We start from the raw sequence: 13963 nt of genomic DNA on the forward strand, positions 1-13963 counted from the left end.
CGCGAATCGTCATTGAATATGAACTAGACCTTGTTTTATTTAGGTTACGAAGCAGAATTTCATTGTGCCGCAGTGGCAACAGGGGGTGATATGGCCAAGAATAATTGGTTAGTTGGATGGCTTAGAGAAAGTGATGCAGAAGTGCCTATGATCAACGATATTGCGGTCAGAATACGGGCAGGTATTTTGCTCGCCATTCCTTTGTACATGGGCTATACCCTGTTGCAAGCAATTTATGGCTCACCCTGGGTGGTCACAGGCAATGGCGTGGTTGATACCTTTGATACTGATATGAGTGGGCGAATCCTGTATCAGGTTGAGGCAGTGCGTCGAACCTTTGATTACTCGCTGCAGACGAAAGTTCTGTGGTATGCACTTTTTGAGATGCTGATCGGTATGTCGATACGCACTGCAATATTCTCACCGACGATTTGGCTATCTAAATTCTTGGCAAGTTATCGTGCTCCAGAATGGAAACTTTTGGCGCCGAAACGATTCGCATGGTCATTTGGCGCACTGATGATTTCAATTTGCTTAGTATTTTTTAACCCGGATACCTTTGCAGAGTGGGTCAACTACATTACTCATACATCGCTACTGCCAACTACGAGCAATTATATGCCGCGTTGGATACCAAACGTACTTGTGTTTATTTGTACGAGTTTCATGTGGATGGAAGCTATTTTGGGGTTTTGTGCTGGCTGCTACCTGTACCGCTTAGCGGTTAAACTCGGTTATATCACTGAACCCTGTGATGCTTGCAATAATTTAGCATCTCGCTCTCGCAAAATTTGAATCGTTTTTTTGTAAATAGATGAAACGCTTTGTTGTTTTAAGCGAATACTTTACATCGTAAGACATATTTTTTAACTAAGATCGTGAATCGAAATTGCCGAGTGATATGACTTGAGATTGCAATTGTCTGGCTACATTACTACAAACTAAATCACATAAAGCATAGATTGACGAGTCGGCGATTTGGTAGAAAGCCGTGGTGCCACGACTTTCTCGCATAACGAGACCATGTTTAGCCAAAGTGGTAAGGTGACGAGAAATGTTGGCTTGAGAGCAAAAACATAATTCCGCTAATTCTCCAACATTTCTTTTGCCATCTCTTAAGTGATTGAGAATCTTTAAGCGTGTGGGTTCAGCCAAAGCGGAGAAGTACTGTGCTACCTGGGCTAAGGCTTGTTCTGATAAACCTTCCATATAAAGACAGTTATTTTTGTTTGAGATCATGATGCTCCCTTTGTTTGGATAGATGTTTCTTAAAATATTTAATCAGTATTTGCGCAAATGCGCAAATAAGTATATTATTCAATTGGTCCAAATGCAAATCAATTTTAGATTCTTACTTTCTTGATTAACGGAGCACTGCTTATGTTGAAATTCCCCCTAAAGTCTGTCGCGCTCATCTTATTCCCATTGATGCTAGCGACTGCCTCTTCTGCGATGGCACAAAACTCAAAGGCTCTATTAACTGCGCCAGTACGGGTTGCTAATGGGGATGCAACGATCAGTGCGGACGGCGTGATTGAGGCGGTTCGTAATACGATTATTTCGCCTCAGGTCGCAGGCGCAATTGTGCAATTGTCTGTTCAAGCTGGTGATGTGGTGAAGGCCGGTCAAGTTTTAGTTCGCCTTGATGCGCGTACTGCGCAACAAGATGTGGCGGCCAGCAAGGCACAAGTGGATGCCGCACGTGCCAATTTGACAGTCGCTGAGAAAGACTTTGAGCGTCAAAAGCTATTATTCGAAAAGAACTACATCAGCCAGGCGCAGCTCGATCGCGCTCAGGCTCAGTATAAATCAGCTGCCGCGCAGGCGAACGCTCAAATTGCGCAGGCTGGTGCGATCCAGACGCAATCCGGCTTTTATACTATTTCCGCGCCCTACAATGGCATTGTCTCGGACATGCCATCTGCAATCGGCGATATGGCAATGCCTGGTCGTCCCATTCTGACGGTTTATGATCCATCAGTTTTGCGCGCTATTTTTACTATTCCACAGGCGAAGGTGGCATCGTTAAAGTTGGGGAGTGGTTTGGCGATAGAGATTCCGTCTCTACCTATAGAGCAACGATTTGTAATACCAAAAAGCGTGACCGTTTTGCCACTCGCTGATGCGAATACACATACTGTGCAATTGCGTCTTGAATTGCCTGCAAACACGCGCGCGGTGCAACCTGGAATGTTTGCGCGAATTGCGCTGAATCTTGATACGTCTACATTGAGTAAGCAAAAAGCGATAACCGCAGATAGTCGCCTTTATGTCCCGAGATCGGCTGTTTTTAGACGTGCAGAGATGTACGCTATTTATATCGTTAACGCTCAAGGAAAGGCCGTTTTGCGTCAAGTAAAACCAGGCCCTGTAAGTGAAACAGAGCAAGAAATATTGAGCGGGGTATCCAAGGGCGAGCTGGTTGCCATAGATCCTTTGGCCGCAAGTCAATCGACTTTAAAATAAGGAATCGCTATGTCCAAAGATTCAGAAACTATGGGTGTCTCAGGCAGGATCGCCAGATTTTTTCAGTCATCACAATTGACCCCATTAATTGCATTAGTGGCGTTCTTATTGGGATTGTTTGCGGTGATGGTGACCCCAAGAGAAGAAGAGCCGCAAATTAATGTGACAATGGCCAATGTATTGATCCCATTTCCAGGGGCTTCGGTGAAAGAGGTCGAACAAGCAGTATTAATCCCCGCTGAACAAGTGCTGGGTCAAATCGCCAATGTTGAGCACGTGATGTCCGTTGCGAGACCTGGTTTGGCTATCATTACGGTGCAATTTGAAGTTGGTGTGCCACGTACTGAAGCCTTGGTCAGATTGCATGATACGGTACAAAGTCACAAGGATTGGTTGCCAGCAAATTTGGGCACTTTAGAACCGTTGATAAAGCCGAAAGGAATCGACGACGTGCCTATCGTTTCCTTAACCTTATGGAGTAAAAATGTAGATACAGGAGCCTCTGCTTTATTGTCGGTTGCTCATAGCGTCGAAGCGGATTTGAAACGTGTTAAAGGAACCCGTGAAATCACAACTATTGGCGGTTCGGGCAGGGCAATCAACATCGAACTTGACCCAGTGAAACTGGCGGCAAATAAGCTCACTGTTATGGACTTGCAAGCGAGTCTGCAGTCGGCAAATCTAAGTATGCCCGTGGGAGAGTTAAGTTCTGGTAATCGTAACCTTGCGATTGAAGCGGGGCCGTACTTGAGTGACGCACGAAGCGTCGGCGAATTGGTCGTGGCGGTTAGAAATAGACGACCAATTTTTTTGCAAGATGTTGCCAGCATTGAAGATGGTCCGTTGCAAGTGAGTCAGTATGTATGGCATGGTGTTGCTGGCAAAGCGGCCGCCGAGTATCCAGCAGTCACTATTTCAGTGACAAAAAAACCCGGACAAAATGCAGTGGATGTGGCGAATGCTGTTATTGATCGCGTTGAATTACTAAAAAATGCAGTGATTCCAAGCGAAGTGGAAGTAAGTATCTCCCGCAACTATGGACAAACAGCAGACGATAAAGCAAAAAAACTGATTCAAAAATTATTGTTCGCCACGCTGTCGGTTGTCGCCTTGGTATTTATTGCTTTGGGGCGACGTGAAGCAGCAATTGTTGGTGCTGCGGTAATCTTGACCTTGACGGTCACTCTATTCGCTTCTTGGGCCTGGGGATTTACCTTAAATCGCGTCTCATTGTTTGCACTAATTTTTTCGATCGGAATTTTGGTCGACGACGCGATTGTTGTAGTTGAAAATATTCACCGACATCAGGCTTTGTTTCCGGATAAGCGCTTAGTCGACATAATTCCAGGAGCCGTAGATGAAGTGGGTGGTCCCACTATATTGGCGACTTTTACTGTCATTGCAGCTCTTTTGCCTATGGCTTTTGTTAGTGGACTAATGGGGCCGTATATGAGTCCTATTCCAATTAATGCAAGTATGGGAATGCTGTTATCTTTGGCGATAGCGTTTGTGGTTACGCCTTGGCTTGCCCGTATTTATATGAAAGAAGGACATCATGCTGGAGATGGCATAGCAGAAAAAATAGCACCTTATTTTCATCGTATTTTCCGGCCATTTTTGGATGATCGCTCTGGCAGCAAAAATCGTAAAAAACTTGGATTGGGAGTCGCTTCGCTGATTGCTTTATCCGTGGCTTTGCCTGCACTTGGCTTAGTGCAATTGAAGATGCTGCCATTTGATAATAAGTCAGAATTCCAGGTGATCGTCGACATGCCAGCAGGGACTCCTGTAGAAAAAACAGCATCGGTGCTGCACGAGCTTGGCACCTACTTACAAACGGTTCCTGAGGTGACCGATTATCAAGCCTATGCTGGAACTGCAGCGCCAATCAATTTTAATGGTCTGGTCCGGCAATATTATTTGCGTGCTGGTGGCGAAGTGGGTGATATCCAAGTAAATCTGGTTGATAAGCATCATCGTTCAGATAAAAGTCACGCAATTGCAACTCGTGTGCGCCCGCAATTGCAAGCGCTGGCAAAAAAAATTGACCCTGAAGCGAATGTCAAAGTAGTTGAAGTGCCGCCAGGACCACCTGTACTCGCACCTATCGTAGCTGAAGTTTACGGACCCGGCGATCTTGAGCGACGTCAAGTAGCTAAACAAGTGCGCGCTGTTTTTGAGAAATCGCAAGGTATTGTTGATGTGGATGATAGCAGCATTATTTTTGCGCCACGCAAGTTGTTAGTGGTTGACCGTCGTAAAGCTGCTCAGTTGGGTATATCGCAATCAAGTATTGTGATGACACTGCGTACTGGTTTGACGGGCGATGTCGCCAGTTATATTCGCGATGAAAGTAAATATCCAGTTGCAACGAACCTACGTCTTCCAGTGAGTGAACAGGGTAACTTGGATACTTTGCTTGCGCTCGGCGTAAAAAATGCGCAAGGTCAAGTTGTGCCTATTCGAGAGTTAGTCACAGTGACTGATACGTTAAGAGAGCAGCCGCTCTATCATAAAGATGGATTGGCAGTGAATTACGTTGTTGCTGATATGGCAGGCAGAGTGGATAGCCCGCTCTACGGTATGTTTGCAATGCGCAGTGAGGTCGCAAAAATTGTGACACCAGGTGGTGGAAGCTTATACGAATTTTTTATCAGTGCGCCTCAAGATCCTTATCGTACATTTAGTTTGAAATGGGATGGCGAATGGCAGGTGACGTATGAAACCTTCCGTGATATGGGGGCCGCTTATGCCGTCGGCCTAGTGTTAATTTATTTATTGGTGGTTGCGCAGTTTGGCTCTTATCTGACTCCCTTGATTATTATGGCACCCATTCCTTTGACTATTATCGGTGTGATGCCAGGACATGCTTTACTCGGCGCGCAATACACGGCAACCAGCATGATAGGCATGATTGCTTTGGCGGGAATTATTGTCCGTAACTCGATTTTGCTAGTTGACTTTATTCATGTGCAGGTCGCCTCGGGAATGGCATTCAAGGAAGCTGTAGTCAGCTCTGCCATCACTCGTGCTCAACCTATTGCATTGACAGGATTGGCGGCAATGATGGGAGCATTTTTCATTCTCGATGATCCGATATTCAATGGACTTGCAATTTCATTGATCTTCGGTATTTTCGTTTCAACTTTGCTGACTCTTGTGGTTATTCCATTGCTGTACTACATGGCATATCGCAAAAAATATGAATTGCAGTCAGCAGACTAATTATTTGTTTTTTATTTTTTACTTAATGGGAGAAAGATTATGACTTCATGGCAAATGGTACGTGTAGTTGCGGGTGCTTTCATTTTATTGAGCTTGGCGTTGGGTATTCCTGGTAGCCCTATCTTTATGAATCAATGGTGGCTGGCTTTTACTGCTTTTGTGGGCGCAAATATTTTGCAGAGTGGGCTAACCAAATGGTGTTTGATGGAGGTCATCATGCGTAAGCTTGGCTTGAAAAGTGGCAATTAATTGCGAAGAGCGAAGTAAGCTTTTCGACGTACTGGACTCAATTTGTAATGTGAATCTTCGTATTTTTAATAAAGCGAATTGGAAATACTTGGGTAATATAAATTGAGTCGTTGAAACCGATAGCACTTTAGTTTTTGCGCAGGATGAATCATTCCCACTTTCCGCTTGGTAATTCAATCAGAAAGTGATGTGGTGTTAGCAGTAGTTGAGCGATTCTAATTCGCCGTTCCCACGCTTACAACTAATGAAATCTGAGACGTAACTGTATCCGAATTAACTTAAAAAATTGGAAAAGACATGGCACATATTATTGTATTAGGAGCAGGCACTGGCGGTATGCCTGCTGCCTACGAATTGCGCGAAAAACTCGATAATTCGCACCGCATCACGGTGATTAATGCGGTAGATTATTTTCAATTTGTTCCTTCGAATCCATGGGTTGCGGTAGGCTGGCGTCAACGCGAGGCTATTACTTTTGAGATCAGGCCTTATTTAGAAAAAAAGGGAATACAGTTTATTGCGCAGGCGGTGACCAAGCTGCAGCCAGAAGAGAACGCTTTGACGCTAGCAGATGGTAGTGTGCAATATTATGATTTTTTGGTGATTACAACGGGTCCGAAATTGGCATTTGATGAGATCCCTGGAGCAGGACCAATGAACGGATATACACAGTCAATATGCTCGATTGATCATGCCGAACATGCCTACGCTGCATATCAAAAATTCCTGGAAAATCCAGGCCCAGCGATTATTGGAGCAATGCCTTCTGCTTCTTGTTTTGGACCTGCATATGAATTCGCATTTATTGTTAATACTGATTTAAAACGTCGAAAAATACGTAACAAAGTACCTATAACGTACGTCACCAGTGAGCCGTATATTGGTCATCTCGGTCTAGGAGGTGTCGGCGATTCTAAATCAATGTTGGAAAGTGAATTTCGCAACAATGACATCAAGTGGATTTGCAATGCCAAAACGACTCGGGTAGAAGATGGCAAGATGTATGTGAGCGAAATGGATGAAATGGGTAATCTTAAAAAAGAGCATGAGTTGCCATTCAAATACAGCATGATGTTACCTTCATTCCGTGGAGTTGATCCAATTGCCGCAGTAGATGGCTTGTGTAATCCTCGTGGCTTCGTGATGGTGGATGAATATCAACGAAGTAAAAAATTCTTCAACATCTATTCTGCGGGCGTGTGTATTGCTATCCCGCCAGTGGAAGTTACTCCGGTGCCGACAGGTGCACCGAAAACTGGTTATATGATAGAGACGATGGTTACCGCAATTGTGCACAATATCGTATCGGATTTGGAGGGGAAGCCTGCTACGGCGAAAGGTAGTTGGAATGCGATTTGCTTGGCAGATATGGGAGACACTGGTGCAGCATTTGTAGCGTTACCTCAAATTCCCCCTCGCAATGTGAATTGGTTCAAGAAAGGAAAATGGGTACACTACGCTAAGATTGCATTTGAAAAATACTTTATTCGTAAAATGAAGAGCGGCAATTCCGAGCCTATCTATGAGAAGTATATATTGAAAATGTTGGGGATTGAGCGACTGGAAAAATAAAGAATGAGTGGCTTTTGACGATTAGTGGAACAACTGATGATTGTCAAGCCACTTGGATCAAGCGTCGTTGTCCTTATGTGACAAGTTCGCTCAGGATCAAATTTTATCGACATAGATTTGCTTTGTTGTTTTGAATTCTCAATGTAGCTGAAGAAGGACTGATACCAGCCTGAGTATTTTAGATCACTCAAAAAAACTGACTCGAAATGTCTGTAGCGTATTGAGGCGGCAAGCTTAGTTTTACTTTGACTTTCTTATATCTTTACATATTTTTCAGGTCGCGCAGCGAAAGTTATTAGCACCGATGAGTCTTTCACTTACGGTGATGATCTCTGCTCTGTTTTTTTTAGTCGAGCTTATGCTGAACTATCTGTAGGTAGTTACCAAGGTCAAGCGAATGCTGGTTTAGGCTGATATCGAATAAATTTGCTTGACGAAGAAATTTTACTTACGACGGTTTTCAATTTCCTCTTTTTTAGTGGGACGACCGCGACGTCGCGGTCTTGTTGTGGCAAGGTTTGATGTGGAAATTTCGGTTAGCTGTTTTTTATCAAGCCATGACCGCACATCTGCAGCGCGAAATTGAAGTAGTCGGCCAAGTTTTATCGAGGGCGGTAAATCTCCGCCTGTTGACTGCCTGTTATAAATAGTTTGTTCAGCGATACCGAGGAGCTTGGCTAATGTTTCAGGACTAAATAATGGTTCCATTTTGAATGACTCAAGTATGCAATCACATGACTGCCACTAGTGTAGTCACCAGTTAATTCGAGTTACCTAAAATCACTCTTAGTTTTAGAATTCGCTGCAAATTTAACACACTCAGGCTGGTAAATTGGGGTATAATGAAGTAACTCAAGGTATAGAAGTCCTTGATTTTGTTAGGTTTTTTGTTTTTCGGTGGGCTGCCGGACGGACTCATAACCCGAAGGTCGTAGGTTCAAATCCTGCCCCCGCAACCAGTTTTAAGAATAAAGCCACGTTTCATCGTGGCTTTTTCGTTAGGCTGACGAATTTTTTTGATTGGTTTGCGTTTAGAGTGTGTTTCTAGACTACAATCGGGCATCTACTAAATTGATCGACTGTTTTGACTGGCTTTTATTTGCGATTCGCGATATGAGTTGGCTGCAGACTGATCCACCAGGCGCACATCGATGATTCGTGCTGCGCAATGTCCTACAAGACTAGACTGGTTGGGATAATAATTATCCCGAGTGCTTCACTGAATACTTCTTAAGATCAACACAACCTGTTAGCTAAAGAGTTTGCATGAATACTGCAGATGCCAAGCGTGTACTCGAAACCGCATTGTTATGCGCACATGAGCCGCTGACCATTAATACAATGAAAAAATTGTTTGTTGATAGTAGCGATCAAGAAGATCTGGTCGGTGCTGATACGATTAAATTAATGCTGGAAGAAGTGCGTCAAGATTGGTCGGATAAAGGAATTATGCTGGTTTCCTTGTCGACGGGTTGGCGTTTTCAAAGTCGCCCTGAGATGCGCGCTTTTATTGATCGTTTGAATCCTGAAAAGCCGCCTAAGTATTCACGGGCGACGCTGGAAACTTTGGCGATTATTGCTTATCGTCAGCCAGTGACGCGTGGTGATATCGAAGAAATACGCGGTGTTGCGGTGGCTTCGCAGATGGTAAAGACGCTAGAGGATAGGGGTTGGATAGAAACCATTGGTCATCGAGAAGTGCCGGGTCGGCCAGCATTATTTGCAACGACTAAGCAATTTTTAAGTGACTTAGGTTTGGCTTCTCTCGATCAACTGCCGCCTTTGCAGCAAATTGGTCAGGAAGAAACAGAAGATGCGCTTCCTCCTAAAGATGATTCTCCAGAATTGAATATGTTTGACGGAATCGAGGCTTTGCTTGAAATCGCTGATGCGCCTGCGGTAACTGTTGATGCAGTTGCTGACGAGTCTCCTTCTGATGTCGATGTCAATGTTGAGCTGGCGATAGAAGTTTCTGATGGCAATGCTTCGGAAACTGTAGTTGAGAATAATACGATAGACAATGCGATAGAAGTGGTCGAAGAAGAAATTGAAGTAAATGAGCAAATAAGTGCACAAATAAGTGTGCAAGAAGAATTGAGTGATGTTGCAGTGGAAGACCGCGCAGCAGATGTTCTTGAAAATGAAGCAGCCAGTGATGTGATCTTGGATGATGTTGCAATGATGGCTGATACGAATATTGATGAAGTAGTGGAAGCAAATGCTGAAGCTCTAACACCTTTCAAACCAGAATCAGATAATGAACACAAATAATCCAGACGATACTTCCAGTCAGCAAAATCCTGGTGCTGATACCGACGCGCCGCGTCCTCGTGCAAAACGTGTCGCACGTCCAAAAGTTGCTAAAGTGGATGAAGCCACTAGTATTGCAAGCGATGATGCCGTTGCTGTAAAAGCGCCGCGAGCACCGCGCAAGCCGAGATTAAAGCCGGAAACTGTTAATGTGGAGGCGGCTGTTCAAGCACCAGTTTTTGTAGAGCAGTCAGAGCCTGTTGCTAGAGCTCCGCGACAAGAGCGTCCGCCACGTCAAGCCCGTGCGCCGCGTGAAGTCGGTGCTGAGCAGCAAAGTGCGCCGCAGTTAGATTCAACAAATCAAGCAAGTGCTGGCGACAATAACGAGCGCCCACGCCGTCCGCAAGGCGATAGAAATAATTCCCGTAATGCAAAACCTCGTGATGGACAAGCGCGCGATGGTCAGCCTCGTAATCGTCAGCAGGCTAAGCCTGGGCAGGGTGGGCAAAATCGTCATGGCGATCAACGCAATCAAAATAATCCACGTCGCCCGGGTCAGCAAAACAGTCGTGGTGCTGTTCCAGATGCCGATGATGTGTTTTCATTCGTGACTTCGGATGCCTATGATGCGGCTGATGATGTTCAACATTCACGTAACGATAAAAATAAGAAGCCGCGTCGTGATTTAACTGCCGATGATGATGCGCCAAAATTGCATAAGGTCTTAGCCGAAGCGGGCTTAGGTTCGCGTCGTGATATGGAGGAGTTGATCATTGCGGGTCGCGTATCCGTCAATGGTGAGCCGGCTCATATCGGTCAGCGTATTTTGCCGCAAGATCAAGTGCGGATTAACGGTAAGTTAATCCAGCGTAAGGTCAGTAAAAAACCGCCACGCGTGTTGATTTACCATAAGCCTGCTGGTGAAATCGTCAGTACCAGTGATCCAGAGGGTCGTGCGTCCGTGTTCGATAGTTTGCCGCAAATGAAGGTTGGTAAATGGTTGGCCGTCGGTCGTCTCGATTACAACACGGAAGGTTTGTTGTTGTTCACAACTTCTGGTGATTTGGCGAATCGCCTGATGCACCCTCGTTATGGCATTGAGCGTGAATACGCAGTACGTACTTTGGGTGATTTGGAAGAAGGCATGCGTCAAAAATTGTTGGCCGGTGTTGAGTTGGAAGATGGTATAGCGCAATTCTCCAAAATTTCTGATGGTGGTGGCGAAGGCGTGAATAAATGGTATCGCGTCATCATTGGTGAAGGTCGTAATCGCGAAGTGCGTCGTATGTTTGAGGCGGTCGGTTTGACTGTGTCGCGTTTGATTCGTACCCGCTACGGCGTAATGACTTTGCCTTCAGGCTTAAAGCGTGGTCGTTGGGATGAGTTGGGCGAAGATGCGGTGCGTAGCTTGCTTAAAGTCAGTGGTTTGGAAAAAACTGCTGGCGAAAAATCCGAAAAACCTATGGGTAAGCCAAATGGCAATCGCGTGCAAGGTGGCAAGGTGCCGCGTAATGTAAATCCATTTGACGCTCCAGTGCAAAGAAGTTTTGAGCCTACGATACGTGGTGGTTTTGCTAATCCTCAGAATGGTCGTCCGGCGCGTAGTGCAGGAACTGGTGGATACGCAGGTGCGCAGGGTGGTAAAACTGCTAAGTCGAATGCCAATGGTGGCAAGCCGCGTAGCCGTCAGCCAGATCCTTTGCAAACTGCCTTGGGTTATCCGACTCGCGACCAAAATCGTCGCGGCCCAACCGAGCGTGGTAGTGGCCCAGCGATTGGTCAGGCGATTGCAGCACGTCGTCGTCGCGGCTCTTAAAAATTAAATGCCTTGAAGTGGGTGAAAGATGTTGCTCAGGCCGTGTTTTTCACCGACTTCTCATTGCGATTGAGTAATTAATCGTTTATAATCTTGTAGTTAGCAGATTTTTCCTTGAGTTGATTTTTGATTAATATAAAATCCGGTCAAGGCGCTAAGAAGATGGGCTAGTGCCCATTTTTTTTTGGCGAATCGTTTTTGAGCGTGAATTTAAGTTAATTGAACTTAAATTGATTTGCTGCAAAATCGAGATCTGTGTTTATCGGAGAATTGTCTTGCAATTGTTGGAATTAATTGAAAAGACTGTCAATGGGACAGGTTATGATCTGGTCGATTTTGAGCGAGCAGAGCGTGGTTTGTTTCGTGTGTATATCGATCTTTTGCCAGAAGATGTAGAGGAAAAAGGTCATATCACAGTAGAGGATTGTGCGAAAGTCAGTCATCAATTGTCACACGTATTGACTGTAGAAGAAGTGAACTATGAACGCTTGGAGATTTCTTCTCCGGGCTTAGATCGACCATTGAAGAAGTTGGCTGATTTCGTCCGTTTTGTCGGCGAAAAAGCCAATGTGAAATTGCGATTGCCTATGCCAGGCATGGCCAATCGTAAGAGCTTCGAAGGTGTATTGCATGAGCCAGAAGGGGAAACTCTGAAGCTCGAGTTTGAAACAAAAGATGGCGCAGCGATGCTTGAGTTTACGCTCGCTGATTTAGATAAGGCACGTTTAGTGCCGCAAGTGGATTTTAGGAGTCGCAAAGCATGAGTCGCGAAGTTTTATTATTGGTTGATGTGCTGGCGCGTGAAAAAAACGTTGATGAAGATATCGTTTTTGGCGCATTGGAACATGCTTTGGCAACGGCTACCAAAAAGCGTTATGAAGGTGAAGTCGATATTCGCGTAGAAATCGACCGTGATACTGGTGAATATCGTACATTCCGCCGTTGGCACGTGGTGGCTGACGAAGCTGGTTTGCAATTGCCAGATCAAGAAATTTTGCATTTCGAAGCAGTCGAGCAATATGCTGATATCGAAGTCGATGAATACATAGAAGAGCCAGTGGAGTCGGTTGAGCTCGGTCGTCGTTTCGCACAAGATACGAAGCAAATCGTTTTGCAGCGCATTCGTGACGCAGAGCGTGAACAAATTTTGGCTGAATTCTTAGAGCGCGGTGATTCCCTAGTCATGGGTACCATCAAGCGCATGGAACGCGGCGAAGCAGTGGTGGAATCTGGTCGCATCGAGGCACGTTTGCCGCGCGATCAAATGATCCCGAAAGAAAACTTACGCGTTGGAGATCGGGTACGTGCCTACATCTTGCGTATTGATCGCAATGCACGTGGCCCACAAGTGATCTTGTCCCGTACTGCACCAGAATTCATCATGAAATTGTTTGAATTAGAAGTGCCAGAAATCGAGCAAGGTTCTTTGGTCATCAAATCTGCAGCCCGTGATCCAGGCGTGCGCGCTAAGATTGCTGTGCACACCGATGATAAGCGTATTGACCCTATCGGTACTTGCGTTGGTATGCGTGGTTCTCGCGTACAAGCGGTGACTGGTGAGTTGGGCGGTGAACGTGTTGATATCGTGTTGTGGTCTGAAGATCCAGCGCAATTCGTGATCGGTGCCTTAGCGCCGGCGAATGTTTCTTCTATCATGGTAGATGAAGAAAAACACGCAATGGACGTGGTCGTTGATGATGAAAACTTGGCGATAGCGATTGGCCGTAGTGGTCAAAACGTACGCCTGGCTGCAGAATTGACCGGCTGGCAAATTAATATCATGACTGCAGAGCAATCCGCGGATAAAGCAGAGCAAGAATCTGCTGGCATTCGCGCTCTGTTCATGGAAAAACTCGACGTGGATCAAGAAGTTGCAGACATCTTGGTCGACGAAGGCTTCTCTAGCTTAGAAGAAATCGCTTATGTACCAATTAGCGAAATGCTGGAAATTGACGCCTTAGATGAAGATACAGTGAATGAATTGCGTAATCGCGCACGTGATGCACTTGTGACAGAAGCGATTGCTTCTGAAGAAGGTGTAGAAGGTGTGGAAGACGCATTGATTAATCTGGAAGGTATGAGCCGTGCAACAGCAGGTAAATTGGGCTTGGCTGGTATTAAGTCCCTCGCTGCTTTCGGTGGCTTAGCTTACGATGAATTTGGTGCGATTTTGGCTCTGTCTACAGACCGTGCGCGTCAATTAATTGATAATGCATTTGAAGATGTGACTGATGATGAGATGAAACTCATCGACGCTAAATATGATGAACATGCTAAAGCCGTATTGGAAAAAGCATGGAAACTCGTTGAAGCAAAATAATCACGAGTAAACAACATAATTGAAGCGTGGATTTAACCAATTTAATAAAGTTAAATCACAGCGCA

At 45.2% G+C, this 13963-nt stretch carries 11 protein-coding genes; 9 read left to right on the top strand and 2 right to left on the bottom strand.

The window, feature by feature from the left end:
• The first annotated feature begins 90 nt into the window (after nucleotides 1-90).
• Nucleotides 91-795 (top strand): DUF4395 family protein, encoded by a 705-nt coding sequence (locus AC1RR2_RS05410; RefSeq protein ID WP_493221280.1) that lies wholly within the window; start codon nucleotides 91-93, stop codon nucleotides 793-795.
• Between the two features lie 75 nt (nucleotides 796-870).
• On the opposite strand, the gene AC1RR2_RS05415 is transcribed toward AC1RR2_RS05410, so the two are convergent.
• On the bottom strand, nucleotides 871-1209 hold the full coding sequence (locus AC1RR2_RS05415) for an ArsR/SmtB family transcription factor (protein WP_493221498.1): 339 nt from the start codon (nucleotides 1207-1209) through the stop codon (nucleotides 871-873).
• A gap of 171 nt (nucleotides 1210-1380) precedes the next feature.
• Between AC1RR2_RS05415 and AC1RR2_RS05420 the strand changes: the two genes are divergently transcribed.
• From AC1RR2_RS05420 to AC1RR2_RS05435, 4 genes are all read left to right on the top strand, one after another.
• Nucleotides 1381-2466 (top strand): efflux RND transporter periplasmic adaptor subunit, encoded by a 1086-nt coding sequence (locus AC1RR2_RS05420; RefSeq protein WP_493221281.1) that lies wholly within the window; start codon nucleotides 1381-1383, stop codon nucleotides 2464-2466.
• Between the two features lie 9 nt (nucleotides 2467-2475).
• Entirely contained in the window at nucleotides 2476-5691 is a 3216-nt protein-coding gene (locus tag AC1RR2_RS05425; protein ID WP_493221282.1) for an efflux RND transporter permease subunit, read from the top strand.
• Between the two features lie 39 nt (nucleotides 5692-5730).
• Nucleotides 5731-5940 carry a YgaP family membrane protein gene (locus AC1RR2_RS05430; protein ID WP_493221283.1) on the top strand — a complete coding sequence of 70 codons (210 nt, stop codon included), beginning with the start codon at nucleotides 5731-5733 and terminating at the stop codon, nucleotides 5938-5940.
• Between the two features lie 297 nt (nucleotides 5941-6237).
• On the top strand, nucleotides 6238-7512 hold the full coding sequence (locus AC1RR2_RS05435; RefSeq protein WP_493221284.1) for an NAD(P)/FAD-dependent oxidoreductase: 1275 nt from the start codon (nucleotides 6238-6240) through the stop codon (nucleotides 7510-7512).
• A gap of 444 nt (nucleotides 7513-7956) precedes the next feature.
• Here AC1RR2_RS05435 and AC1RR2_RS05440 read toward each other — a convergent pair whose 3' ends face one another.
• The gene (locus tag AC1RR2_RS05440; protein WP_493221285.1) at nucleotides 7957-8220 is read right to left on the bottom strand and encodes a helix-turn-helix transcriptional regulator; all 264 of its coding nucleotides are present in this window, start codon (nucleotides 8218-8220) and stop codon (nucleotides 7957-7959) included.
• 558 nt (nucleotides 8221-8778) lie between these two features.
• On the opposite strand from AC1RR2_RS05440, the gene scpB reads away from it, so the two are divergent.
• The 4 genes from scpB (at nucleotide 8779) to nusA (ending at nucleotide 13898) form a co-directional block, all read left to right on the top strand.
• Nucleotides 8779-9783, top strand: coding sequence for an SMC-Scp complex subunit ScpB (scpB, locus tag AC1RR2_RS05445; RefSeq protein ID WP_493221286.1), 1005 nt, complete (start codon nucleotides 8779-8781; stop codon nucleotides 9781-9783).
• Nucleotides 9770-11578, top strand: a complete 1809-nt coding sequence (locus AC1RR2_RS05450; protein ID WP_493221287.1) for a pseudouridine synthase — start codon at nucleotides 9770-9772, stop codon at nucleotides 11576-11578. The genes scpB and AC1RR2_RS05450 overlap by 14 nt, the downstream gene beginning before the upstream one ends.
• Nucleotides 11579-11853: 275 nt before the next feature.
• Nucleotides 11854-12342, top strand: a complete 489-nt coding sequence (rimP, locus tag AC1RR2_RS05455) for a ribosome maturation factor RimP (RefSeq protein ID WP_493221288.1) — start codon at nucleotides 11854-11856, stop codon at nucleotides 12340-12342.
• Nucleotides 12339-13898, top strand: a complete 1560-nt coding sequence (nusA, locus tag AC1RR2_RS05460) for a transcription termination factor NusA (RefSeq protein WP_493221289.1) — start codon at nucleotides 12339-12341, stop codon at nucleotides 13896-13898. The genes rimP and nusA overlap by 4 nt, the downstream gene beginning before the upstream one ends.
• Nucleotides 13899-13963: the final 65 nt, after the last annotated feature.

The organism is Undibacterium sp. GW821-FHT11H02 (assembly GCF_058808015.1).